General features: G+C 68.8%; 23 protein-coding genes. 16 read left to right on the top strand and 7 right to left on the bottom strand.

Translation table 11 applies throughout. From position 1 onward, the window contains the following. Window positions 1-127 precede the first annotated feature (127 nt). Window positions 128-664 (bottom strand): peroxiredoxin-like family protein, encoded by a 537-nt coding sequence (locus tag IE266_RS06560; protein WP_189679230.1) that lies wholly within the window; start codon window positions 662-664, stop codon window positions 128-130. A gap of 87 nt (window positions 665-751) precedes the next feature. On the opposite strand from IE266_RS06560, the gene IE266_RS06555 reads away from it, so the two are divergent. Further along, the gene (locus IE266_RS06555) at window positions 752-1486 is read left to right on the top strand and encodes an AraC family transcriptional regulator (protein ID WP_189679229.1); all 735 of its coding nucleotides are present in this window, start codon (window positions 752-754) and stop codon (window positions 1484-1486) included. An 89-nt stretch (window positions 1487-1575) separates the two neighbouring features. Here the strand turns inward: IE266_RS06555 and hydA are convergent, their stop codons facing one another. The 6 genes from hydA to IE266_RS06525 all read right to left on the bottom strand — a co-directional run bounded on the left by hydA (window position 1576) and on the right by IE266_RS06525 (window position 7818). Continuing rightward, window positions 1576-2991 (bottom strand): dihydropyrimidinase, encoded by a 1416-nt coding sequence (gene hydA, locus IE266_RS06550; protein ID WP_189679228.1) that lies wholly within the window; start codon window positions 2989-2991, stop codon window positions 1576-1578. Window positions 2992-2997: 6 nt separating this feature from the next. After that, on the bottom strand, window positions 2998-3774 hold the full coding sequence (locus IE266_RS06545; RefSeq protein ID WP_189679227.1) for an ABC transporter permease: 777 nt from the start codon (window positions 3772-3774) through the stop codon (window positions 2998-3000). Further along, complete coding sequence (locus IE266_RS06540; protein WP_229863913.1) at window positions 3774-4637, bottom strand: ABC transporter permease; 864 nt, start codon at window positions 4635-4637, stop codon at window positions 3774-3776. Before IE266_RS06540 ends, IE266_RS06545 begins: the two co-directional genes overlap by 1 nt. Next, window positions 4634-5707 carry an ABC transporter ATP-binding protein gene (locus IE266_RS06535; RefSeq protein ID WP_189679226.1) on the bottom strand — a complete coding sequence of 358 codons (1074 nt, stop codon included), beginning with the start codon at window positions 5705-5707 and terminating at the stop codon, window positions 4634-4636. Before IE266_RS06535 ends, IE266_RS06540 begins: the two co-directional genes overlap by 4 nt. 2 nt (window positions 5708-5709) lie before the next feature. Continuing rightward, window positions 5710-6786 (bottom strand): extracellular solute-binding protein, encoded by a 1077-nt coding sequence (locus IE266_RS06530; RefSeq protein ID WP_229863912.1) that lies wholly within the window; start codon window positions 6784-6786, stop codon window positions 5710-5712. Between the two features lie 159 nt (window positions 6787-6945). Beyond that, the gene (locus IE266_RS06525; RefSeq protein ID WP_189679225.1) at window positions 6946-7818 is read right to left on the bottom strand and encodes a MurR/RpiR family transcriptional regulator; all 873 of its coding nucleotides are present in this window, start codon (window positions 7816-7818) and stop codon (window positions 6946-6948) included. Window positions 7819-7978: 160 nt separating this feature from the next. Here IE266_RS06525 and IE266_RS06520 point away from each other — a divergent pair, with 160 nt between their 5' ends. The 15 genes from IE266_RS06520 (at window position 7979) to IE266_RS06450 (ending at window position 23001) form a co-directional block, all read left to right on the top strand. Further along, entirely contained in the window at window positions 7979-9193 is a 1215-nt protein-coding gene (locus IE266_RS06520) for a diaminopropionate ammonia-lyase (protein WP_189679224.1), read from the top strand. Beyond that, the gene (locus IE266_RS06515; RefSeq protein ID WP_189679223.1) at window positions 9193-10431 is read left to right on the top strand and encodes a Zn-dependent hydrolase; all 1239 of its coding nucleotides are present in this window, start codon (window positions 9193-9195) and stop codon (window positions 10429-10431) included. The genes IE266_RS06520 and IE266_RS06515 overlap by 1 nt, the downstream gene beginning before the upstream one ends. Before the next feature lies 1 nt (window position 10432). After that, complete coding sequence (locus IE266_RS06510; RefSeq protein ID WP_189679222.1) at window positions 10433-11359, top strand: N-carbamoyl-D-amino-acid hydrolase; 927 nt, start codon at window positions 10433-10435, stop codon at window positions 11357-11359. A gap of 16 nt (window positions 11360-11375) precedes the next feature. Further along, window positions 11376-12386, top strand: coding sequence for an isopenicillin N synthase family dioxygenase (locus IE266_RS06505; RefSeq protein ID WP_189679221.1), 1011 nt, complete (start codon window positions 11376-11378; stop codon window positions 12384-12386). Continuing rightward, on the top strand, window positions 12383-13192 hold the full coding sequence (locus IE266_RS06500; protein WP_189679220.1) for an alpha/beta hydrolase: 810 nt from the start codon (window positions 12383-12385) through the stop codon (window positions 13190-13192). The genes IE266_RS06505 and IE266_RS06500 overlap by 4 nt, the downstream gene beginning before the upstream one ends. 90 nt (window positions 13193-13282) lie before the next feature. Further along, the gene (locus IE266_RS06495) at window positions 13283-14629 is read left to right on the top strand and encodes a TldD/PmbA family protein (RefSeq protein WP_189679219.1); all 1347 of its coding nucleotides are present in this window, start codon (window positions 13283-13285) and stop codon (window positions 14627-14629) included. Beyond that, the gene (locus tag IE266_RS06490) at window positions 14616-15401 is read left to right on the top strand and encodes an inositol monophosphatase family protein (protein ID WP_189679218.1); all 786 of its coding nucleotides are present in this window, start codon (window positions 14616-14618) and stop codon (window positions 15399-15401) included. The genes IE266_RS06495 and IE266_RS06490 overlap by 14 nt, the downstream gene beginning before the upstream one ends. A 95-nt stretch (window positions 15402-15496) precedes the next feature. Then, window positions 15497-15739, top strand: a complete 243-nt coding sequence (locus tag IE266_RS06485) for a DUF4170 domain-containing protein (RefSeq protein ID WP_189679217.1) — start codon at window positions 15497-15499, stop codon at window positions 15737-15739. 3 nt (window positions 15740-15742) lie between these two features. Next, window positions 15743-16978, top strand: coding sequence for a 3-deoxy-D-manno-octulosonic acid transferase (locus tag IE266_RS06480; RefSeq protein ID WP_189679216.1), 1236 nt, complete (start codon window positions 15743-15745; stop codon window positions 16976-16978). Continuing rightward, the gene (lpxK, locus tag IE266_RS06475; protein WP_189679215.1) at window positions 16965-17960 is read left to right on the top strand and encodes a tetraacyldisaccharide 4'-kinase; all 996 of its coding nucleotides are present in this window, start codon (window positions 16965-16967) and stop codon (window positions 17958-17960) included. The genes IE266_RS06480 and lpxK overlap by 14 nt, the downstream gene beginning before the upstream one ends. Before the next feature lie 281 nt (window positions 17961-18241). Continuing rightward, window positions 18242-19429, top strand: a complete 1188-nt coding sequence (locus tag IE266_RS06470; RefSeq protein WP_189679214.1) for a glycine C-acetyltransferase — start codon at window positions 18242-18244, stop codon at window positions 19427-19429. Continuing rightward, window positions 19426-20463 carry an L-threonine 3-dehydrogenase gene (gene tdh, locus IE266_RS06465; RefSeq protein WP_189679213.1) on the top strand — a complete coding sequence of 346 codons (1038 nt, stop codon included), beginning with the start codon at window positions 19426-19428 and terminating at the stop codon, window positions 20461-20463. Before IE266_RS06470 ends, tdh begins: the two co-directional genes overlap by 4 nt. Continuing rightward, window positions 20463-21413: a PLP-dependent cysteine synthase family protein gene (locus IE266_RS06460; RefSeq protein WP_189679212.1), complete on the top strand. Its 951-nt coding sequence runs from the start codon at window positions 20463-20465 to the stop codon at window positions 21411-21413. The genes tdh and IE266_RS06460 overlap by 1 nt, the downstream gene beginning before the upstream one ends. Before the next feature lie 206 nt (window positions 21414-21619). Continuing rightward, window positions 21620-22210: a L,D-transpeptidase gene (locus tag IE266_RS06455; RefSeq protein WP_189679211.1), complete on the top strand. Its 591-nt coding sequence runs from the start codon at window positions 21620-21622 to the stop codon at window positions 22208-22210. 86 nt (window positions 22211-22296) lie between these two features. Continuing rightward, window positions 22297-23001, top strand: a complete 705-nt coding sequence (locus IE266_RS06450; protein ID WP_189679210.1) for a CoA transferase subunit A — start codon at window positions 22297-22299, stop codon at window positions 22999-23001. The last annotated feature ends 37 nt before the right edge of the window (window positions 23002-23038 follow it).

Raw genomic sequence — 23038 nt, 5'->3', positions numbered from 1 at the left:
CCTTTTTTTGTATGGCCCGGCCTGAGGGTCATGGCCTCACGGGCATGACGCCCGGTTGGACGGTAAGTCACGAAGGCGTTTGTGGGACCCTTGCGCGATGGACGTCCGCCGGCTGCAGCGGCGGAGGTCAGACCGCGCCCGTATACTCTCCGCGCGCCGGGTAGTTGTTCTTGATCGCGAAATCCAGCGCCCCGACGAGTTCCGAGAAATGCGGCCGAACGAAGGGCATGGTCTGGACCGAGCCGTAATAGAGCGACTGTTCCGGCGTGACCATGAAGAGGCCCGGTTCGGAGAACAGCGCCGGCTCCTCGATCCCGATCGAGGTCTTGCCCCGCGACGTCGAGATATACAGCCCCCATTCGCGCGCTTTCGCCAGCGGGAGGTCGTAGGCAAAGCGAAGGGTGTCCGCGCCGATCTTGGCGGCCATATCGCGGGCGCGATCCTCGCCGTCCGAGCTTATCGCGATCGTGCCGACGCCGCGTTCGGCAAAATCGGCGACCCGCTTCTGGAACTCGGTCAGGTAGGTTGCGCAGATCGGGCAATGCAGTCCGCGATAGAAACAGATCACGGTGCCCCGTTCGGAGGTCTCGGACGAAAGGTCGAAAGTACCATGTTCGAGCGTCGGAAGCTTCAGGTCGGGGGTTCTCTGGCGGGGAACAAGCATGGGCGGTCACTCTCAATGGAAGGTTGCGCGCTGTCCATACCAGATTTATGATCGCCAAAATCCAGAAAATCAGACCAAAACACCCAAATGGAACGATATGACCGGCTCACCACCCTGATCGACAGGTTCAAGCTTGCCGTCAGGCCGGCGGCGCCGGAGGATGCAAACCTTGTCGTCTACACCGCACCGGCCGGAACACCGGACCGGGCGTGCTTCAAGACGCGCGGCACTGGCTTCCCATCTGGTGACATCCCGGTGCTCTTTCGGGCGCAGGTCGATTGGAGCGGTCCGCAGAATCCGTTGCTGACAGCGCTTCCCGAAACCGTCGAAATCGACTTGCGGAGCAGTCCGGACAGCATCGGGCTCGTGCGGATGATGCAATCCGAGATCATCGGGCAAAGATGCGGCGTGGACTCGGTGCTGAGCCGTCTTGGCGAAGTGTTGATCGTGCGGATGATGCGTGTGCAGATCGAGGCCGGATGCGCGCAACCGGGACTTCTGGCGGGTCTCGCCGATCCGCGCCTGAGCCGGGCCATTGTCGCAATGCATGACTGTCCGGGACAGCCATGGCGCAACGAGGACCTTGCCAAGCTCGCCGGCATGTCCCTGAGCCGTTTCGCCGAGACGTTTCTCTTCGAGGTCGGCGAACCGCCCGCCTCCTATCTTCGCCGCTGGAGGCTAACGCTGGCTCGTCAGGACATCGCGAAAGGCCACCGCGTCGACCTGGTCGCGCGGCGTTATGGCTTCTCGTCACCGGAGGGATTTTCAAGGGCGTTCAGGAAGCAACACGGAGAGACACCAATCGCGCTGCGGCGAGCATAGAGCGCGTGGGCTGGGGCGATCATGCGGGAAGGCATGGAGCTCCCGAGCACCATTTACGGCACCAAGGAACGCCAAAGCCCTCCCCCCACTCACCCCCAGGCCGAAGACCGACCGCGCGGCAGGAACCTCCCCGCGCCGGGGGCGTTCAGCACGCGGCCTTCCTCGCAGGCGATCTCGCCGCGCAGGATGGTCATCACCGGCCAGCCGGTGACCGACTGCCCCTCGAAGGGGGTGTAATCGGCGCCGTGGTGCATCTTGTCCTGGGTGATGACCTCGCGGCGGTTCGGGTCCCAGAGCACAAGGTCGGCGTCGAAGCCCGGCGCGACCGAGCCCTTCTGCGGGTAGAGGCCGTAGAGCTTCGCGTGGTTGGTCGAGGTCAGCGCCACGAAATCGTTGAGCGTGATCCGCCCCTCGCCCACCCCGCGCGAGAAGAGGATCGGCAGCCGCGTCTCGACCGAGGGGATGCCGTTGGGCACCCATTTGAACGAGCTGCGCGCCTTGTCGTTCTGCTTGCCGCTCGGCCCCTCGAAGTAGAAGGGCGAGTGGTCCGACGAGAAGGTCTGGAACACGCCGCCACGCAGCCCCTCCCAGATCGCGTTCCAGCTGTCGTGGTCGCGCGGCGGCGGCGAGCAGACGTATTTGCCGCCGTCCAGCCCGTCGTCCCAGAGGCCGCGCATGTCCTCCTGGGTGAGGGCGACATACTGCGGGCAGGTCTCGGCCAGCACCTTGAGGCCCTTCTGCTGCGCCCAGCGCACCTGCTCCATCGGCTCGCGCCCCGAGACATGCACGATCATCACTGGCACGTCGACCAACTCGGCATGGGAAATCGCGCGATGCGTCGCCTCGCGCTCGACCGACTGCGGGCGCGAGACGCCGTGGAAATAGGGCGCGGTCTTGCCGGCGCGCTCCAGCCGTTCGGTCATGAAGCGGATGGCGTCATAGCCCTCGCAATGCACCATGACCAGCGCGCGGCATTCGCGGGCGGCGTCCATCACCTCGAGGATCTCGCGGTCGTTCAGGACCATGGCATCATAGGTCATGAAGATCTTGAACGAGGAATAGCCCTCGTCGACCAGCTGCGGCAATTCCTGCGAGAGCGCCGAGGGCGTCGGATCGGTGACGATCAGGTGAAAGCCGTAGTCGAGGTGCGACTTGCCCTCGGCGCGGGTGTGATAGTCCTGCACCGAGGCACGCAGGGTCCAGCCGCGCGGCTGCTGGGCGAAGCTGATGACCGTGGTATTGCCCCCGGCCAGCGCCGAGCGGGTGCCGCTCTCGAAGCCGTCGGCCATCGGCGGGCCGGGCACCACGTCCTGCGCCAGGTGAACATGGCTGTCGATCCCGCCGGGCATCACCAGCAGCCCTCCGGCATCGACCACGCGGGTGGCACTGCCGAGGTCGTGGCCGACGGCGCGGATCACCCCGTCCTTGATGGCCACGTCGGCCCGCACCGTGTCGGCGGCGGTGACGACGGTGCCGCCGCGAATAAGCAGGTCATGATCGGGCATGTTCACTCACTTTCTCAGGGACCGCCGGCGCACCGCCTCGCCCAGCAGCACCAGGGCGATGTTGCCGAAGACGATCAGCACGGCCAGCGCGTTCAGGCTGGGGGAAATCGCGAAACGGAAGTCGGAGGCGACCAGCAGCGACAGCGGTTGCTGGCGGCCCGAGACGAAGGTGGTCAGCACGGTCTCGGACGAGGCCAGCACGAAGGCGATGAACATCGCCGCGATCAGCCCGTTGCGCATCAGCGGCAGCGTCACCCGGCGGAACACCGACCAGGCCGAGGCGCCAAGGTCGGTCGCCGCCTCTTCCAGCCGGCGGTCCACCCGCATCAGCACCGAGGCGATGATCATCGAGGTGAAGGGCAGGATCACAACGGTCTGCCCCAGCACCACCGTCACCAGGCTGCGCGCGATGCCGAGGTCCGAGAGCACGATCAGCTGCCCCACCGCCAGGATCAGCCGGGGGATCAGGAAGGGCACCAGCAGCAGCGCCGCGAAGGCCGCCTTGAAGCGCATGTCATAGCGCGTCAGCGCCAGCGCGGCGAGCGCGCCCAGCAGGGTCGAGAGCACCGCCACCGGCGCGGCCACCATCATGGTGATGCCGAAGCCGCGCGCCAGGCGCGGGTCGCTGACCACCTCGCGGTACCAGTCCAGCGTCAGCCCCTGCAGCGGAAAGGCGATGATCTCGCTGTCGTTCAGGCTGAACAGCAGCACCACCGCCACCGGCAGATACATGAAGGCGAAGACCAGCAGGGTCCAGGAGGCGGCGAGTCTGGGGCCGTTCATCAGGCTTCTCCCGAGATCAGGCTGCGGCCGAGGTTCATCCGCGACAGCGCATAGGCCGCCACCGCAAGGAACAGGCCGAGCAGCGCCAGCAGCGTGCAGGCAATGGCCGAGCCGAGCGGCCAGTCGAAGGCGGTGCCGAAGAGGTCGTTGATCGCCGAGATCACCGTGACGCCCGAGGCCCCGCCGAGCAGTTGCGGCGTCATGTAGTCGCCCACCACCATCACGAAGACCATCATGCCACCGGCGATCAGCCCCGGCAGGGTCATCGGCAGCACCACCCGGCGGAACACAGCGACCGGCGGCGCGCCGAGGTCACGCGCGGCCTCGACCAGCGCGTCGTCGAGCGCCTCGTAGCCCAGCCAGAGGCCCATCACCATGAACGGCAGGAAGTTGTAGGCCAGCACCAGATGCGAGGCGATGGGGCTGAACAGCAGCACCTGGATCGGCTCGGTGATGAGGCCCGCCCATTGCGCGAAACGGTTGATGACGCCCTCGGCGCCCAGGATCACGCGCCAGGCGAAGATGCGCACCATGTCGCCGGTATAGAGCGGCACCAGCAGCAGCGTCAGCAGCGCCGATTTCCACTCGCCCCCGCGCCGGGCGACGAACCAGGCCACCGGATAGCCGATCACGGCGGTAATCGCGACCACCACCGCGCCCGAGAGGAAGGCGCGCCCGATCAGGCTGCGATAGGTCTCCGAGCCGATGATCTTGGCATAGTTCTTCAGCGTCGGGTCGGTGTTGATCGCAACGAAATCGACCTGGAAGAAGGAATAGGCGAAGAGCACGCCCATCGGCACCAGGCAGGTGGCGATCAGCGCCAGGACCACCGGGGCGGCCAGCCAGTTGCCGGTGCGGCTCACGCCACCGCCTCCCCTGCCCGCGCGATCCAGACCCGCGCCGGGTCGAAGCCCAGGCGGAGCGCCGCGCCGGTCTCGGGCGGCTCGGTGAACTGCGCCGCCAGCTCCTGCTGGCCGGCGCGCAGCTCGACATGCCAGCCCGAGCCGGCGAAGACCACATGGGTCACCACCGCCTCGAAGGCGCTGCCCGCGGCCTGGCCGAACTGCTCGGGCCGGACGCAGAGCGCCGCAGCGTCGCCCGCGCGCAGGCTCTCCTCCGCGGCAGCCACCACCGGGCCGAGCGCGGTCTCGATCCGGGCCTCCTCGCCCTGGCGCGCGGTGATGCGGCCGGGGATCACGTTCGAGCCGCCGATGAAATCGGCCACATAGGCCGACCGGGGCCGGCGGTAGATATCCTGCGGCGCGCCCTGCTGTTCGACCTGGCCGCGGTTCATCACCACGATCCAGTCCGACAGGGCAAAGGCCTCTTCCTGGTCGTGCGTGACGTGCAGGAAGGTCACGCCCAGCCGGCGCTGCAGGTCCTTCAGCTCGATCTGCATGTCCTTGCGCATCCGCCGGTCGAGCGCCGAGAGCGGCTCGTCGAGCAGCAGCAGGCGCGGTTCGTTGACGATGGCGCGGGCCAGGGCCACGCGCTGCTGCTGGCCGCCCGAGAGCTGGCGCGGGCGGCGGGCGGCGAAGTCCTGCATCCGCACCACCGCCAGCGCCTGCTCGACCCGCGCGCGCTGCGCCTCGCGCCCGAGGTCGCGATAGGCGAGGCCGAAGGCGACGTTCTCGGCCACGCTCAGGTGCGGGAACAGGGCATAGCTCTGGAACACCGTGTTGATGGGCCGGCGCGCCGCCGGCACCTTGTTCAGCGGCTGCCCTTCCAGTTCCAGCATCCCCGAGCTGACATCCTCGAACCCGCCGATCATCCGCAGGATCGAGGTCTTGCCGCAGCCCGACGGCCCCAGCAGGGTGACATAGCTCTCCGGCATCAGCCGGAAATCCACCCCCTGCACCGCATGGGTCGTCCCATAGGTCTTGTGCAGTGCTCTGGCGCGCAGAAGCGGTGCGCGGCCGGGACCGTCGTTCATGATCAGCTTGCCTTCACTTCGTTCCAGAGCGCGACCCAGTCGTTGTAGCGTTCGGGGTTCGAACGCCAGATGAAGCTGTCCATGACGCTCATGTCCTCGATGAAGATCGTCTCGCGCTCTTCCTTGCTCAGCATGTCGCGCGCCGAGGAGGTCGATTGCGCATAGGGCCCGCCGACGGCGAGCATCTTGCCGTAGTCCTCGCCCAGCAGGTAGTCGATCAGCGCGTAGACGGCCTCCAGCTTCTCGCCCTCGACGCCCTTCGGGATCGCCAGCGAGTCGGCCCAGCCGATGGTGCCCTGCTTGGGGTTGGCGATGCCCATCGAGAGGCCGCGCGCGTTCAGCTCGTGGTAGGGGGGCACCCAGGAATAGGCCGCGACGACCTCGCCGGTGGCGAAGAGGTTGGTCAGGTCGCCGATCGAGCTCCAGTAGGTGCGCAGCAGTTTCTTCTGCGCGATCAGCGCCTTCTTGACCTCGGCCAGCTGCGCGTCGTCCAGGTGGAAGATCTGGTCGCGCGGGATTTCCAGATACATCGCCGCGATCATCACCGCCTCGAGCGCATAGTCGCGCATTGCGAGCTTGCCGGCATACTTGCTGTCCTCGAAGAAGACCGACCAGTCGGGCTCGGCGTCCATCAGGTCCTTGCGGTAGACCAGCGGGTTGATGCCCCAGTAGAACGGCAGCCCGTAGGTCTTGCCGTCGGCCTTGCCCAGCGGCGAATTCTTGAAGGCGTCGTAGATCTTGGCGGTGTTCGGGATCTTGGCGAGGTCGATTTCCTGCACCAGGCCCGAGGCCATGTAATAGTCGACCTTGTCGAGGCCGGGGGTGATCAGATCGACCGAGCTGTCGCCGCCGGCGCGCAGCTTGGCGAATTGCTCGTCATCGCTGCCGATGAAGTTCTTCGAGATGGTGACGCCCGACCTGGCGAGGAAGGGGGCAAGGTATTCGTCCTTGGCGAGGTTCTCCCAGACCATCCAGAGCAGGTCCGGCTGGGCGGCGAGCGCCTTGAGCGGGAGGGCCGAGGCGGCCGTCCCGGCGAGGACGGCCTGAAGGAAGCGGCGGCGGTGCATGTCGTGGGTCATTGCAGGGCTCCAGTTTGCGCGGTTGCGTCCAGGGAACCTTGCCAATGAACCAAATATTTCAAACAGAGATTTTTGAGAAATTGTTGGGTCACAAAGTGCGATGCCCATTCTCGAAGCGCCCGCCCTGTGCGGATGCCCAATTGTTGTGCAGAAAACCGATCACTCGGCGCTGCCGCCGCCCTCGATATCCCCATGCAGGCGCTCGAAGGCCTCCATCCGGGCGACGATTCCCTCGCCGCCACGGTCGGCGAAGCGGGTGCAGATGTAGTTGATGAGACTCATCCCCGCCGCGTAGCTGTCGAAGATCCCCGCGTTGCGGGTGGTGCAGCGCAGGGTGATATCCGAGAGACGCGCCGAGGTCGCCGCCGTCGGGTCAGCCACCAGAATACGCCGCGCGCCCGCATCGCGCGCGGCTTCGAGGATCACATTCAGCGCCGGCGGGCGGCGGCGGAACCCGAAGACAAGCACCACGTCGTCCGGGCCCAGCGAGACCAGGCTTTCGGCCACGGACATCCCGGCATAGGGCAACAGAAGCACGTCATCCCTCAGCAATGCCAACATGTTACGCGCATAGGAGGCAAGCACCGCCGAGTTGCGGAACCCGATGATGAAGACCCGCCGCGCCTCCATCAGCGCCTCGACCGCATCCTCCAGCAGGTCGGGCGGCATCGCCTCGGCGGTTTCGGTCAGGTTCTTGAGATCCTGCGCCACATGCAGCGCGAAATCGCCCCGCGCCATGCGCACATGCCCGGTGCCGCTGATCTGGTAGAGCGGCGAGGCCCAGCTGGCCGAGCTGCGCGCCTCGCGCTTGAGGTCCGAGAAGCTGTCATAGCCCAGCCGGCGGAAGAATCGCACCGCCGTCGCCTGCGAAGTGCCCGCCCGCTGCGCGATCTCGGCGGCGGTGAAGCTCGCCAGCGCGCCCTTTTCCTCCAGCACGGCCGAGGCCAGCTTCTTCTCGGACACGGTCAGATCGTCGAGCGCAGCCATGATCCGGTCTTCGATGGAGGTGTATTTCTTGGGCGGGTTGCTCATTATTTTTGCGCCTTTCGTCGGTCAGGCCGGATTCTGCCACCGTCTATGAAATTTTTGTTGCATGATTTGTAGTGGAAGAATTTCAGATTTCCCATATGGAGTGCAACCCGTGACTGTCCCTGCGGAGCACCTCCGCGAATTCTGCCGATTGCGAGAAACCATGACGAATAAACCCCAGCCGACAAGACCTTTTGTTCAGAACCTCGATGAAGCGCGCGGTTCATATCCGCTCGATCTGCAAAAGGTGCTGTCACGGGCCAGCGGCGCCGAAGCGCGCCGGACTGTCTCCGCCTGGGAAGGTTATACCCCGACGCCGCTGGTTCAGCTCGACGCGCTGGCCACGCGCGAGGGTGTCGCCGCGATTGCCTACAAGCAGGAGGCGGCGCGCTTTGGTCTGAACAGCTTCAAGGCGCTGGGCGGTGCCTATGCCGCCCTGCGCCTGCTGGCGCGGCTGGCCAGCCAGCGCAGCGGCGCGCCGGTCTCGGAGGCCGCGATCCTTGCCGGCGATCACGCCGATTTCGCCGCCGGCGTCACCCTCTGCTGCGCCACCGACGGCAACCACGGCCGCTCGGTCGCCTGGGGCGGACGGATGTTCGGCTGCCGCGTGGTGATCTTCCTGCACGCCGATGTCAGCCAGGCCCGCGAAGACGCCATCCGCGCCTATGGCGCCGAGATCGTGCGCACCCCCGGCAACTATGACGACAGCGTCCGCGCCGCCGACAAGGCCGCCGCCGAGAACGGCTGGTTCGTGGTCTCGGACACCTCCTACCCCGGCTATACCGAGGTCCCGCGCGACGTGATGCAGGGCTATGCCATCATGGTGGAAGAGGCGATCGACGCGCTGCCGCTGCCGCCCACGCATGTCTTCATCCAGGGCGGCGTCGGTGGCCTCGCCGCCGCTGTGACCGCCACCCTGTGGGAGGCCTATGGCCCTCAGGCCCCGCGCATCGTGGTGGTCGAACCGGAAACCGCCGGCTGCCTCTACGAAAGCGCGCGGGCGGGTGAACCCGTGGCGGTGCATGGCAGCCTGGAGACGATCATGGCGGGCCTAGCCTGCGGCGAGCCTTCGCTGATCGCCTGGCCGGTGCTGCATCAGGGGGCCGATGCCTTCATGCTCATCACCGACACCGATGCCGCCGATACCATGCGCCTGCTCGCCTCGGGCGCGGCGGGGCCGAAGCTGGTGGCCGGCGAAAGCGGTGTCGCGGGGCTGGCCGGGTTCCTCGCGCTTGATCCTGCAACGCGGGCGGGCCTGGGGATCGACGCGGCCTCGCGCCTGCTGGTCTTCGGCTCGGAGGGCGACACCGACCCGCAGGTGTTCCAAGAGATCACAGGCCGGAGCGGCGATGCCCTGCGCGCCGAGGGGGCGCTCTGATGATCGACGCCGCCCGCCTCCAGGCCCGCATCGAGTCGCTCGGCGCCATCGGCGCCCTGCCCGGCGGCGGCGTCTGCCGCCTGGCGCTCACCCCGGCCGACAAGGCCGGGCGCGACTGGCTGATCGCGCAGATGGAATCGCTTGGCCTTGCCGTCGCCATCGACCCGATCGGCAATATCTTCGGCACCCGCCCCGCGCGCCCCGGCACGACGGCGGATGCACCGCATGTGATGATCGGATCGCATATCGACACGGTGGCGACCGGCGGGCTCTATGACGGCGCGCTTGGCGTACTGGCCGGGCTCGAGGTGGTGGCGGCGCTGAACGATGCCGGCACTGAAACCGACCTGCCCGTCACCGTCGCGGCCTTCACCAACGAGGAAGGCGCGCGCTTTGCGCCCGACATGCTCGGCTCGCTGGTCTTCGTTGGCGGCCTGTCGCTGGAAGAGGCGCTGGAGATCCGGGGCATCGACGGCACCCGCCTTGGTGACGAGCTGGCCGCCATCGGCCATGCGGGCACCGGCGCGGGCCCGTCGGCCATCGCGGCCTATGTCGAGCTGCACATCGAACAGGGGCCGATCCTCGAGGACGAGGGCCTCCAGATCGGCGTGGTCGAAGGGGTGCAGGGCATTTCCTGGACCGAGGTGACCTTCTCGGGCGCCAGCGCCCATGCCGGCACCACCCCGCTGCGACTGCGCGCCGATGCCGGGCTGGCGGCGGGGCGCACCGCCTGCGGCGTGCGCGACATCATCACCGCCATCGGCCCCGGACAGCTGGGCACCGTGGGGGCGGTGACGCTCTCGCCCAACCTGGTCAACGTGGTGGCCGAGCGGGCGGTGATGACGGTCGACCTGCGCAACCCCGACGATGCCGCGCTGATCGAGGCCGAAGCCGCGCTCGCCACGCTGATCGCCGCCGCCGCGGCCGAGGCCAATGTCACCGCAACGACCCGCAGCCTGGCGCGGTTCGACCCGGTCGATTTCGCGCCCGAGCTGGTCGACGCGGTCGAGGCCGAGGCGCAGGCGCTTGGCCTCACCACGCGGCGGATGTTCTCGGGCGCGGGGCACGACGCCCAGATGATCGCCCGGATCGCGCCCGCCACCATGATCTTCGTGCCCTCGCAGAAGGGCATCTCGCACAACATCCGTGAATATACCCCGCCCGAGGATCTCGCGCGCGGGACCGCCGTGCTGCACGCGTTGATCGCGCGGCTCAGCACGCCCAAGCAAGGAGCATGACGTGACCCGTATCATCACCATCGGCGGGGCCCAGCTGGGACCGATCCGCCGCGACGAAGCCCGCAGCGCCGTGGTCGCGCGGATGATCGCCCTCATGGAGCAGGCCGCCCGGCGCGGCGTGCAGATGCTGATCTATCCCGAACTGGCGCTGACCACCTTCTTCCCGCGCTGGTTCATGGAGGACCAGGCCGAGGTCGACGCCTTCTTCGAGACCGAGATGCCCGGCCCCGAGACGCAGCCGCTGTTCGACCGCGCGCGTGAACTCGGCATGGGGTTCAGCTTCGGCTATGCCGAGAAGGCCGTCTATGACGGCCGCCTGCGCCGCTTCAATACCTCGATCCTGGTCGGCCCCGATGGCGAGATCGCGGCGCGCTATCACAAGATCCACCTGCCCGGCCATTCCGAGCACGAGCCCTGGCGCGCCTTCCAGCACCTGGAGAAACGCTACTTCGAGCCGGGCGAGACGCCGTATATGTCCACCGAGCTGATGGGCGGCAAATGGGCGATGGCGATCTGCAACGACCGCCGCTGGCCCGAGACCTACCGCGAATCCGCCCTGCGCGGGGCCGAGGTGCTGACGCTGGGCTACAACACCCCCCTGCACTACCCGCTGGCGCCCGAGCACGACCACCTGCAGGCCTTCCACAACCACCTCTGCATGCAGGCCGGAGCCTATGCCAACGGTCTCTGGGTGGTCGGCGTCGCCAAGGCCGGGCGCGAGGAGGACTGCGACCTGCTGGGCCAGAGCTGCATCATCGCCCCGACCGGCGAGATCGTGGCCATGGCCTCGACCATCGGCGACGAACTCATCACCGCCGACTGCGATCTCGACCGCACGCAGGAGATCCGCGACCACATCTTCAACTTCGAGAAGCACCGGCGTCCGGACATGTATCCGATGCTCACCCGTCAATCCAACGGCCAGTAGACAAGGCGCCCCAGCAATGCCCCAGACACAAAGCCCCTCCGCCTCGGTCCCGGTGATCGACATCTCGGCCTTCTACGGCGACGACGCCGCGGCGCGCGCCGCGCTGGCCGCCGCGGTCGACCGCGCCTGCACCGAGATCGGTTTCCTCGTGATCACCGGCCACCGGGTCGGCGCCGCGCTGCGCGGCGACTGGTTCGCCACGCTCAAGCGGTTCTTCGCGCTGAGCGAGGCGGAAAAGGCGCGCTATGCCCCGCAGGGGATGGTGCGCCAGGGCTATCACCGGGTCGGCTCCTCGGGGCTGGCACTGGGCGAGGACAAGGAAACCCCGCCGGACCTGCGCGAATACTACATGCTCGGGCGGCTCGACATCGACGGCGCCTATTTCGCCGATCCGGTGGTGGCGGACAACTTTCACCCCAACGTCTGGCCGGATGCGCCCGAAGGCTTCCGCGCCCTGGGCGAGGCCTATTATGCGGCGGTCGAGGCGCTGGCGCGCGACATGATGGCGATCTTCGCGCTGGGTCTGGACCTGCCCGAGACCTATTTCGACGACAAGATCGACCGCCATTTCTCGATCCTGTCGAACCTCTACTACCCGCCGCAGAAGGTGGCCCCGCTGCCGGGCCAGCTGCGCGCCGGGGCGCATACCGACTTCGGCTCGCTGACGCTGCTGCTGCCCGAGCCGGGCACCGGCGGTCTGCAGGTCTTCACCAAGGCCGGCGAATGGGAGGACGTGCCGGTAGTGCCGGACAGCTTCGTCATCAACATCGGCGACATGATGGCCCGCTGGACCAACGACCGCTGGGTCTCGACCCTGCACCGGGTGGTGAACGAGGCAGGCGCGACGATTTCCGACAAGTCGCGCCAGTCGATCGCCTACTTCCTGCACCCCAACCCCGATGCGGTGATCGCCTGCCTCGACACCTGCCGCGATGCCGATGGCGGGGCGAAATACGCCCCCGTCGAGGTCGGACCCTATATCGCCGCCAAGGAGGCCAAGGTGCGCAAGCCGGGCGCTGCCGCGTGAGCGGCGCCAACCCCGCCGACGCCGCCTTCAACAACCGCGCCGTGGTACCCGGCTGGGCCGACCACCTGGCGCGGTGGGAAGCGGACTCGGCCAGCGTCTACCGCGAACGCGAGGTGCTGCGCGATATCGCCTACGGCCCGCGCCCGCGCAACCGGCTCGACCTGTTCCGCGCCGCCACGCCGGGGCGGCCGACGGTGACCTATATCCACGGCGGCTATTGGCAGTGGAACGACAAGGAACACCAGGCCTTTACCGCGCTGGGGCCGCTGGGCCTCGACCTCAACGTGGCGGTGATCGAGCACAGCCTCGCCCCCGAAGTGCCGATGGCGGCCATCGTCGCCGAGGCGCGCGCGGCCATGCGGTTCATCGCCACCAACCTCGCCGACTGGGGCTGCGCCCCGCGCGGGCTGATCGCGGCGGGCACCTCCTCGGGGGCGCATCTGGCGGCCTGCTGCATGGACATCGAAGGGGTCGATGCCGGCCTGCTGGTCAGCGGCTGCTACGACCTCGCGCCCTTCCTGCCGACCAGCTACAACGCCGCCATGGGCCTCGATGCCGAAACCGCGCGGGCGCTCTCGCCGATCACCCGACCGGTGGCCCGCCGCCAGGTGGTGCTGGCCGGCGCGCGCGAACTGCCGGCGATCCGCGAGCAGGGCGCGCGCTATGCCGCCGCCATTCCCGCCGGGCCGGGGCGCTTTGCCGAGATCGCGGGGCACGACCATTTCTCGGTGGTCGACGACTATGCCCGCCCCGACGGCGCGGTGATGGCGCATCTCGCGGCGCTGGTGGAGGTCCTCGCCCGCTGACCCCGCGCCGCGGCTTTTTCGGCTGAACCCTTGCGCCCCGGTCCCCGCACCGCTACCTCGGGGCTGTTCAAAGGCAGCAGGCAGGCAGCGATGACTCACTCCCTCGAAGAGCTTGGCCAGGCGCTTCTCGCCCGCGCGAAACGCGCCGGGGCCGAGGCCGCAGACGTGATCGCGGTGCGCGGCACCTCGGTCTCCATCGAGGTGCGCAAGGGCCGCCTCGAACATGCCGAGCGCGCCGAGGGCACCGACCTCGGCCTGCGGGTGCTGATCGGCAAGCGGCAGGCGATCGTCTCGGTCTCGGACACCTCCGAGCGCACGATGGACGACATGGCGATGCGCGCCGTGGCCATGGCCCGCGAGGCCCCGGAAGACCCCTATGCCGGGCTGGCCGACCCAGCGCAGCTGGCGCAGGGCTGGGATCTGGCCGCGCTGGAACTCGACGATCCCGCGCCCGAGCCGGAACCGGCCGCCCTGCAGGCCGATGCCGTGGCCGCCGAGGCCGCCGCCATGGCGGTGGCAGGCGTCACCCAGGTATCCGACGCCGCCGCGGCCTATGGCGCGCATGACGTCTACATGGCCGCGACCAACGGCTTTGCCGGCGGCTATCGCCGCACCAGCCGCTCGACCTCCTGCGTCGCCATCGCCGGGGCCGGAACCGGCATGGAGCGCGACTATGACGGCGACAGCCGCACCTTCCAGTCCGACCTGCGCGACCCCGCCGAAATCGGCCGCACCGCCGGCGAACGGGCGGTGGAACGGCTGAACCCGCGCAAGCCCAGGACCGGCACCTACCCGGTGCTCTTCGACGAGCGCATCTCTTCCTCGCTGATCGGCCATCTGCTCGGCGCCTCGAACGGCGCGGCGGTGGCGCGCGGCTCGTCCTGGCTGATCGGGCAACTGGGCCAGCAGGTGCTGCCGGAGACGCTCTCGCTGATCGAAGACCCGTTCCGCCCCCGTGTCGCAGGCTCGCGCCCCTTCGACGGCGAGGGCCTGCCGACGCAGCGCCGCGCCATCGTCGAGAACGGCGTGCTGACCGGCTGGACGCTCGACCTCGCCTCGGCCCGCAAGCTGGGCCTCGCCTCGACCGGCAACGCCGTGCGCGGCGCGGCCTCGCTGCCCTCGCCCGCCAACTGGAACCTCGAGCTGACCCAGGGCAGCGCCAGCCGCGCCGACCTGATCCGCGACATGGGCACCGGCCTTCTGGTCACCTCGATGATCGGCTCGACCATCAACCCCAACACCGGCGACTATTCGCGCGGCGCCTCGGGCTTCTGGGTCGAGAACGGCGAGATCGCCTACCCGGTCAACGAATGCACCGTCGCCGGCAACCTGCGCGACATGCTGCTGCGGCTGGTGCCCGGCAACGACGCCAAGGCCTGGCACTCGCGCGTGGTCCCCTCCCTGCTGATCGAAGGGCTGACGCTTGCCGGCAGCTGACCTGCCCCTTCTGATCGAGGCCGCCCGCGAGGCCGGGCGCATCGCCCGCAGCTTCAACGGCGCCGCGCGCAGCTGGAACAAGCCCGGCGACGCCGGCCCGGTGACCGAGGCCGACATCGCGGTGAACGAGATGCTCGAGGAGACGCTCCTCGCCGCCCGCCCCGGCTATGGCTGGCTGTCCGAGGAAACCGAGGACACCCCCGCCCGCCTCTCCGCCGACCGCGTCTTCATCGTCGACCCGATCGACGGCACCCGCAGCTTTGTCGAGGGCGACGACAGCTGGGCGCATTCGCTGGCCGTCACCGAGAACGGCGCGGTCACCGCCGCCGTGGTCTACCTGCCGATGCGCGACCTGCTCTATGCCGCCGCCCTCGGCCAGGGCGCGACGCTGAACGGCGAGCCGATCCGCCCCACCACGCAGGCGGACCTGGGTCAGGCCGAGCTGCTGGCCACCCGCCCGGTGCTGCACAGCTCGAACTGGGCCAGCGGCACCGCGCCGAGCTTCCGCCGCGCCTATCGCCCCTCGCTGGCCTGGCGCATGGCGCTGGTGGCCGAGGGCCGGTTCGACGGCCTGCTCACCATGCGCCGCTGCTGGGAATGGGACATCGCCGCGGGCGACCTGATCCTGCGCGAGGCCGGCGCGCTCTGCACCGATGCGCGCAACGCGGCGCTGCGCTTCAACAACCCCGAGCCGACCCGCCCCGGCGTGATCGCCGCCGGCCCGGCGCTGCATGCCCGGATTGCCGCCGCCGTGCGCCCGCCGCCACCCTGAACGGCCCTGAACGGCCCGCTTAACTTGACCGTTACAGCCAGAGGTTTACGCTCGCCCGGCAAGACGCCCCTTCCACCCAGAGGACCCTTCCCCCCATGGCGCAGAAACTGCATCTCGTATTCGGCGGCGAACTCGTCGATCCGTCGAAATCCGTCTTCAAGGACGTGAACGACATCCATATCGTCGGCATGTTCCCGAACTATGCCACCGCCTACCAGGCCTGGAAGGCCGAGGCCCAGCGCACCGTCGACAACGCCCACATGCGCTACTACATCGCCCATATCCATCGCCTCCGCGACGAGGAGAAGGAAAGCTCCGCAACCGTAAAACTGGACTGAGGCTTGGTCCGTTCGCTCAGCTATGCCGCCTACCGGGCCCTGTCGCGCCGCTCTCCGCAATCGGCGCCGCAGGCCCCGCCGGCGCGCCCCAAGGGCGAGCTGATCTGGCTTCACGCCACCAGCGCCGCGCGGCTCTCGGCACTGAACGACCTCGCGCGGCGGCTGCGGATGATGCGCCCCGGCATCGCCATCCTGCACACCCATGTGCCCAGCGCCCGCCCCGAGGACGCGCCGCTGCCCGGCGGCGCCGACTGGGTGATGCCGCTGGACAGCGACCACCCCGCCTCGGCGCGGCAGTTCGTCGGCCACTGGCGGCCCGACTTCTGCCTCTGGGCCGGCGGCATCCTGATGCCCAACGTGATCGCCGCCGCCGCCGAGATCGGCGTGCCACTCTGCATCGCCGACCTCGGCAGCGCCGAGCTGCAGTCGAGCCGGCACAAGTGGCTGCCCGACCTCACCCGCTCCAGCCTCGACATGTTCACCTGGATCCTCGCCAGCAACCAGACCACCCAGCGCAACCTGCGCCGCCTCGGCATCGCCGCCGAGAAGATCACCGTGGCCCCGCGCCTGCGTGGCAACGTGCTGCCGCCGGGCTGCAACGATGACGACCTGGAATCGGTGACCCAGGATCTCGCCGCGCGGCAGGTCTGGCTGGCGGCCCATGTCCGCCCCTCGGAATTCGCCGCGGTCCTCGCCGCCCACCGCTCGGCCCTGCGGCTGGTTCACCGGCTGCTGCTGGTCATCAGCCTGACCGACCGCTCCAGCGCCGAGACGCTGAAATCGGCGCTCGGCCTCGCCCGGCTGCGCTATGCCGACTGGGACGAGGGCGATGCCATCGAGGACGGCGTGCAGGTGGTGATCTCGGACGACCCGGCCGACCTCGGCCTCTGGTATCGCATCGCGCCGCTGACCTTCCTCGCCAGCTCGCTCGGCGAGGGCGCGCGCGGGGTCAACCCGATGGAGGCCGCGGCACTCGGCTCGGCGGTGCTCTACGGGCCCAACGTGGCCGACCATGCCGAGGCCTATGCCCGCCTCGCCGCCGCCGGAGCGGCGCGCACCGTGGCCAATGGCGACAGCCTCGGCTCGGCGGTGGTGCAGCTGGTCGCCCCCGATCACGCCGCCACCATGGCGCTGGCCGGATGGGAGGTCGCGACCGAGGGCGCAGACCTCATCGACATGCTGATCGACCGGATCCAGGACACGCTCGACCGCAACCGGCACCCCCATGAGACCGCCTGAGTTCTGGACCCAGGCGCCCGGCTGGCAGGCCCGCCTGCTGGCCCCGCTCGGCGCGCTCTACGCCCGCGCCACGGCGCGCCGGCTGGCGCGCGGCACGCCGCTGCGCCCCGGCGTGCCGGTGATCTGCGTCGGCAACCTCAACGCCGGCGGCACCGGCAAGACGCCGACCTGCATCTGGCTGATCGAGAAGCTGCGCGCCATGGGTCATGACCCCCATGTGGTGAGCCGCGGCTATGGCGGGTCGCTGGCGGGCCCGGTGCAGGTCGACGCCATGCGCCACAAGGCCGCCGAGACCGGCGACGAGCCGCTGCTGCTCGCCGCTTTCACCCCCACCTGGGTCGCCCGCGACCGTGCCGCCGGGGCGCTGGCGGCGGCCAGGGCGGGGGCCAGCGTCATCCTGCTCGACGACGGCTTCCAGAACCCGGCGGTGGCCAAGGACCTCTCCCTCGTGGTGGTCGATGCCGGGGTCGGCTTCGGCAACGGCTTCTGCCTGCCCGCCGGCCCGCTGCGCGAACCCGTCGCCGCCGGCCTCGCCCGCGCCGACGCGGTGCTCGCCATCGGCACGCCCGAACAGCAGGCCGGCTTCGCCGCCCGCTGGGCGGCGGCCCTGCCCTGCCCGCTCTACCACGGCGCGCTCGAACCCCTGCAGACCGGGATGGACTGGGAAGGCACCCCGGTGCTCGCCTTCGCCGGGATCGGCCGCCCGCAGAAGTTCTTCGACACGCTCCGGGGCCTCGGCGCCACCCTGCTCAGGGCCGAGGCGCTCGACGACCACCAGACCCTGACCCCGGCGCTGATGGCCCGGCTCGAGGCCGAGGCCCGCGCGCTCGGCGCGCAGATGGTGACGACCGAGAAGGATGCCACCCGCCTGCCACCCGCCTTCCGCGGCAAGGTCCTGACCCTGCCCGTGCGCCTGCGCATCGCCGAGGCCGAGCCGCTGATCACCCGCCTGCGCAGCCTCGCCCCGCCGCCCGCCGCCTGAACGGCGCCGCACCCCCAGCTTCTCTTCTTCAAAAATATCTCCAGGGGAGTCGCGCCGCAGGCGCGGCGGGGGCAGCGCCCCCAGGACCTGCCCGCCAGGGGCGTTGACGCCGGGCCAGCGCGAAAATCCAGCTTAACGGATTTTCATCCGTCAAACAGAATTTCCCCTATTCCGGAACCCTATCCGCTATGATAGATATCACCGGAAAGGAGTCCGCTATGATAGATATCACCGGAAAGGAGTCCGCTATGATAGATATCACCGGAAAGGAGTCCGCGCCGATGTCCCAAGCCTTTCTCTCCCGCCTCACCGAGACCCTCGCCCAGATCGAGGCCGACGGCCTCACCAAGCGCGAGCGGCTGATCGCCTCGCCGCAGGGCGGCCATATCACCGTGCAGGGCCGCGAGGTCATCAACCTCTGCGCCAACAACTATCTGGGTCTCGCCGACCATCCCGCCCTGATCGCCGCCGCCCGCGACGAGATGGAGACGCGCGGCTTCGGCATGGCCTCGGTCCGCTTCATCTGCGGCACGCAGGACATCCACCGCGAGCTGGAGACCGCCCTCGCCCGCTTCCTCGGGATGGAGGATTCGATCCTCTTCGCCGCCTGTTTCGACGCCAATGGCGGGCTGTTCGAACCGCTGCTGGGCGAGGAGGACGCGGTGATCTCGGACGCGCTGAACCATGCCAGCATCATCGACGGCATCCGTCTCTGCAAGGCGCGCCGCTACCGCTATGCGAATTCCGACATGGCGGATCTGGAAGCCCAGCTGCAGAAGGCCCGCGCCGAGGGGGCGCGCAGCATCATGATCGCCACCGATGGCGTCTTCTCGATGGACGGCTACCTGGCCAAGCTGCCCGAGATCCGCGCCCTGGCCGACCGCTACGACGCCGTGGTGATGGTCGACGACTGCCATGCCACCGGCTTCATGGGGCCGCAGGGGCGCGGCACGCCGGCCCATGCCAACACCCGCGTCGACATCCTGACCGGCACCCTGGGCAAGGCGCTTGGCGGGGCGATCGGCGGCTATGTCGCCGGGCCGCAACCGGTGATCGACCTGCTGCGCCAGCGCGCGCGGCCCTATCTCTTCTCCAACTCGCTGCCGCCGGCCATCGTCGCCGCCGGTCTTGCGGCGCTGAAGCTCGTCGAACAGGGCGACGACCTGCGCGCACGGCTCTTCGAGAACGCCCGCTACTGGCGTGCCGGGCTCGAGGCGCTCGGCTTCGACCTGCTGCCGGGCGAACATCCGATCATCCCCGTGATGCTCGGCGAGGCCCGCCTCGCGCAGGAGATGGCGGCGCGGCTCTTCGAGGAGGGCGTCCATGTCTCGGGCTTCTTCTTCCCCGTCGTCCCCCACGGCCGCGCCCGCATCCGCACCCAGATGAACGCGGCCCTCACCCGCGCCGACCTCGACACCGCCCTGGCGGCCTTCGCGGCCGCCGGCAAAGCCACGGGAGTTCTGCAATGACCAATGAGATGAAAGCCCTCGTCAAGGCCGAGCCTCGCGAAGGCCTCTGGATGCAGACCGCCCCGGTGCCCGAGATCGGCCCCGACGACGTGCTCATCAAGATCAACAAGACCGGCATCTGCGGCACCGACATCCATATCTGGAACTGGGACGACTGGGCGCAGAAGACCGTGCCGGTGCCGCTCATCACCGGCCACGAGTTCGCGGGCGAGATCGTCGAGATCGGCCGCAACGTCGAGGGGCTGGAGATCGGGCAGCGCTGTTCGGGCGAGGGCCACCTGATCGGCAAGACCTCGCGCCAGAGCCGGGCGGGCAAGTTCCACCTCGACCCGGCCACCCGCGGCATCGGCGTCAACGAACCCGGCGCCTTCGCGCAATACCTGCGCCTGCCGGCCTTCAACGTGGTGCTGCTGCCCGACGAGATCCCCGACGAAATCGGCGCCATCCTCGACCCGCTCGGCAATGCCGTGCACACGGCGCTGAGCTTCGACCTGGTGGGCGAGGACGTGCTGATCACCGGCGCCGGTCCCATCGGCATCATGGCGGCGGCGGTCGCACGCCATGTCGGCGCGCGCCACGTGGTCATCACCGACGTCAACCAGGCCCGCCTCGACCTCGCCGCGAAGGTGGCGGACGTGGTGCCGGTGAACGTGGCCTCCGAGGATCTCAAGGGGGTCATCGCCCGGCTCAAGATGAAGCAGGGCTTCGACGTGGGGCTCGAGATGTCCGGCAACCAGCAGGCGCTCGACCAGATGGTCGAGGCGTTGACCATGGGCGGGCGCATCGCCATGCTGGGCATCCCGCCGGGCAAGTCGCCGGTCGACTGGTCGCGCATCGTTTTCAAGGCGATCACCATCAAGGGCGTCTACGGGCGCGAGATCTTCGAGACCTGGTACAAGATGATCGCCATGCTGCAGAACGGACTGGACGTCTCGGCCGTGATCACCCATCGCTTCCACGTGGACGATTTCAGGGAGGGGTTCATGGCGATGAAATCCGGGCAGAGCGGCAAGGTCGTGCTGGACTGGACCTGATGGACTCGATCCTCGACGTCATCGGCAACACGCCCTCGGTCTGGCTCGACCGGCTCTGCGCCGCGCGCGGGGTCGAGGGGCGGATCCTGGCCAAGCTCGACTACTTGAACCCAGGCTTTTCCAAGAAGGACCGCGCCGCGCTGGGGATCATCCGCGCGGCGACGGCGGAGGGCACGCTGAGGCCCGGCCAGACCGTGGTGGAGCTGACCTCGGGCAACATGGGCACCGGCCTCGCCATCGTCTGCACCCAGATGGGCCATCCCTTCGTGGCGGTGATGAGCCGGGGCAATTCGCCCGAACGCGCGCGCATGATGCGCGCGCTGGGGGCCGAGGTGGTGCTGGTCGACCAGGCGCCGGGCAGCCGCATGGGCGAGGTCTCGGGCGCCGACCTCGCGCTGGTGGAAGCGGAAGCCCGCCGGATCACCACCGCGCGCGGCGCCTTCCGCGCCGACCAGTTCAACCACCCCGGCAACGCGGCGGCGCATGAGGCGACGACGGGGCCGGAACTCTGGGCCGACAGCGGCGCGAGCCTCACCGCCTTCACCGATTTCGCCGGCTCGGGCGGCAGCTATGGCGGCACCATCCGCGCGCTGAAACGGCTGAACCCGGCGCTAAGGGGCCATGTCGTGGAACCCGAGGGCGCGGCGGCCCTCGCCGGCGGCACGATCACCGATCCCGCCCACCCGATCCAGGGCGGCGGCTATGCGATGGCCGGGCTCGCCCAGATGGTGGGCGCGCCGGTCGATGGCTACCTTACCGTCACCGGCGCCGAGGCCCGCGACACCGCCCGCGCCCTCGCCCTGACCGAGGGCATCTTCGCCGGCTTCTCGGCCGGGGCCAATGTGGCGGCGGCGCTGCGCCTGCTCGCCGGGCCGGAGCGCTGCGGGCGCATCGGCGTGGTGATCTGCGACAGCGGGTTGAAGTATCTCTCGACCGACCTCTGGGAGTGACGCAAGGGTTTCGGATCGCTGGCGCGATCCGACCGGGGCGGGGGGCTGCCGCCCCCCGCCCGCACGGCTTTTGAGTAGGGCGGGGTTCACCCCGCCGCCCCGCTCCCCTCACGCAAATAACATTCGAATTCATATATATGTGATTGGCCATTCCCGCGCGTGCGCGCCAGAAGGAGCAAAAAGACCAAGACCGAGGAGACGAGCACATGACCACCCGCCCCACCGGCCGCCGCCTGTTCCTGCTGAGCGCCGGCGCCCTGCTCTGCACCCCCGCCATCCTGCGCGCTTCCGAGCCGCCGCGCGACCTCGCCGAGGACCGGCTGGCCGCCGGCACCGCACGGCGCAATATCTCCTCGTTCCAGCGGCAGGACTGGCGCGACCATTTCGACAGCCTTGGCAAGGGCGCCATCGTCGCCGACACGCTCTCGCGCGCGCTGCACTTCTGGTCGGCCGATGGCAGCGACTATCGCATCTACCCGACCTCGGTGCCGATGACCGACGAGCTGACCAAGCGCGGCTATACCGAGGTGGTGCGCAAGCGGGTCGGGCCGGATTGGACGCCCACCCCCTCGATGGTCGAGCGCAACCCCGAGCTCAAATACATGCCCCCCGGCCCGGACAACCCGCTCGGCACCCATGCCATGTATCTGTCCTGGCCCGCCTACCTGATCCACGGCACCCATGACACCCGCAAGATCGGGCGGCGCAGCTCGGACGGCTGCATCGGGCTGTACAATTTCGCCATCGAGCAGCTCTTCGCCGTGACCCCGGTCGGCACCCAGGTACGGATCATCTGACTCCGTAATTTCCGCAGTGCGGCAATTCGTTGACTCTTGGGGGCCCCGACGGCATCACTGTCGATGACAGGATGGAGGCACCTACGATGAAGAAGGTTTACGGATCCGCCGCCGAGGCGCTGGAGGGCGTGCTGTTCGACGGCATGCTCATCGCCGCCGGCGGCTTTGGTCTCTGCGGCATTCCCGAGCTGCTGATCGCGGCGATCCGCGATGCCGGGACAAAGAACCTGACCGTGGCGTCCAACAACGCCGGGGTCGACGATTTCGGCCTGGGTCTGCTGCTGCAGACCAAGCAGATCAAGAAGATGATGTCCTCCTACGTGGGCGAGAACGCCGAGTTCATGCGCCAGTATCTGAGCGGCGAGCTGGAGCTCGAGTTCAACCCGCAAGGCACCCTGGCCGAGCGGATGCGCGCCGGCGGCTGCGGCATTCCCGGCTTCTACACCAAGACCGGCGTCGGCACCGTGATCGCCGAGGGCAAGGAAGTGAAGAACTTCGACGGCCAGGACTATATCTTGGAAAAGGGCATCTTCGCCGACCTCTCGATCGTCAAGGCCTGGAAGGCCGACGACACCGGCAACCTGGTGTTCCGCAAGACCGCCCGCAACTTCAACCCGCCGGCGGCGATGTGCGGCAAGATCTGCATCGCCGAAGTCGAGGAAATCGTCCCGCGCGGCAGCATCGACCCCGACCACATCCACCTGCCCGGCATCTATGTCCACCGCATCGTCCAGGGCGAGCACGAGAAACGCATCGAACAGCGCACCACCCGCAAGAGGGAGACGGCGTAAAAAGCTCGAACGCCCAATTACGATCGCGTAAAATATT

It is taken from the genome of Seohaeicola zhoushanensis (assembly GCF_014656415.1).
Taxonomy (GTDB): Bacteria; Pseudomonadota; Alphaproteobacteria; order Rhodobacterales; family Rhodobacteraceae; genus Seohaeicola_A; species Seohaeicola_A zhoushanensis.
This window is presented reverse-complemented; position numbering and strand designations above follow the sequence as displayed.

What these genes read in the sequence shown, in the direction of transcription:
- IE266_RS06560 (WP_189679230.1), bottom strand. Translation starts at nt 664, where the DNA reads ATGCTTGTTCCCCGCCAGAGAACCCCCGACCTGAAGCTTCCGACGCTC.
- IE266_RS06555 (WP_189679229.1), top strand. Translation starts at nt 752, where the DNA reads ATGGAACGATATGACCGGCTCACCACCCTGATCGACAGGTTCAAGCTT.
- hydA (WP_189679228.1), bottom strand. Translation starts at nt 2,991, where the DNA reads ATGCCCGATCATGACCTGCTTATTCGCGGCGGCACCGTCGTCACCGCC.
- IE266_RS06545 (WP_189679227.1), bottom strand. Translation starts at nt 3,774, where the DNA reads ATGAACGGCCCCAGACTCGCCGCCTCCTGGACCCTGCTGGTCTTCGCC.
- IE266_RS06535 (WP_189679226.1), bottom strand. Translation starts at nt 5,707, where the DNA reads ATGAACGACGGTCCCGGCCGCGCACCGCTTCTGCGCGCCAGAGCACTG.
- IE266_RS06530 (WP_229863912.1), bottom strand. Translation starts at nt 6,786, where the DNA reads ATGACCCACGACATGCACCGCCGCCGCTTCCTTCAGGCCGTCCTCGCC.
- IE266_RS06525 (WP_189679225.1), bottom strand. Translation starts at nt 7,818, where the DNA reads ATGAGCAACCCGCCCAAGAAATACACCTCCATCGAAGACCGGATCATG.
- IE266_RS06520 (WP_189679224.1), top strand. Translation starts at nt 7,979, where the DNA reads ATGACGAATAAACCCCAGCCGACAAGACCTTTTGTTCAGAACCTCGAT.
- IE266_RS06515 (WP_189679223.1), top strand. Translation starts at nt 9,193, where the DNA reads ATGATCGACGCCGCCCGCCTCCAGGCCCGCATCGAGTCGCTCGGCGCC.
- IE266_RS06505 (WP_189679221.1), top strand. Translation starts at nt 11,376, where the DNA reads ATGCCCCAGACACAAAGCCCCTCCGCCTCGGTCCCGGTGATCGACATC.
- IE266_RS06495 (WP_189679219.1), top strand. Translation starts at nt 13,283, where the DNA reads ATGACTCACTCCCTCGAAGAGCTTGGCCAGGCGCTTCTCGCCCGCGCG.
- IE266_RS06485 (WP_189679217.1), top strand. Translation starts at nt 15,497, where the DNA reads ATGGCGCAGAAACTGCATCTCGTATTCGGCGGCGAACTCGTCGATCCG.
- lpxK (WP_189679215.1), top strand. Translation starts at nt 16,965, where the DNA reads ATGAGACCGCCTGAGTTCTGGACCCAGGCGCCCGGCTGGCAGGCCCGC.
- IE266_RS06470 (WP_189679214.1), top strand. Translation starts at nt 18,242, where the DNA reads ATGTCCCAAGCCTTTCTCTCCCGCCTCACCGAGACCCTCGCCCAGATC.
- tdh (WP_189679213.1), top strand. Translation starts at nt 19,426, where the DNA reads ATGACCAATGAGATGAAAGCCCTCGTCAAGGCCGAGCCTCGCGAAGGC.
- IE266_RS06460 (WP_189679212.1), top strand. Translation starts at nt 20,463, where the DNA reads ATGGACTCGATCCTCGACGTCATCGGCAACACGCCCTCGGTCTGGCTC.
- IE266_RS06455 (WP_189679211.1), top strand. Translation starts at nt 21,620, where the DNA reads ATGACCACCCGCCCCACCGGCCGCCGCCTGTTCCTGCTGAGCGCCGGC.
- IE266_RS06450 (WP_189679210.1), top strand. Translation starts at nt 22,297, where the DNA reads ATGAAGAAGGTTTACGGATCCGCCGCCGAGGCGCTGGAGGGCGTGCTG.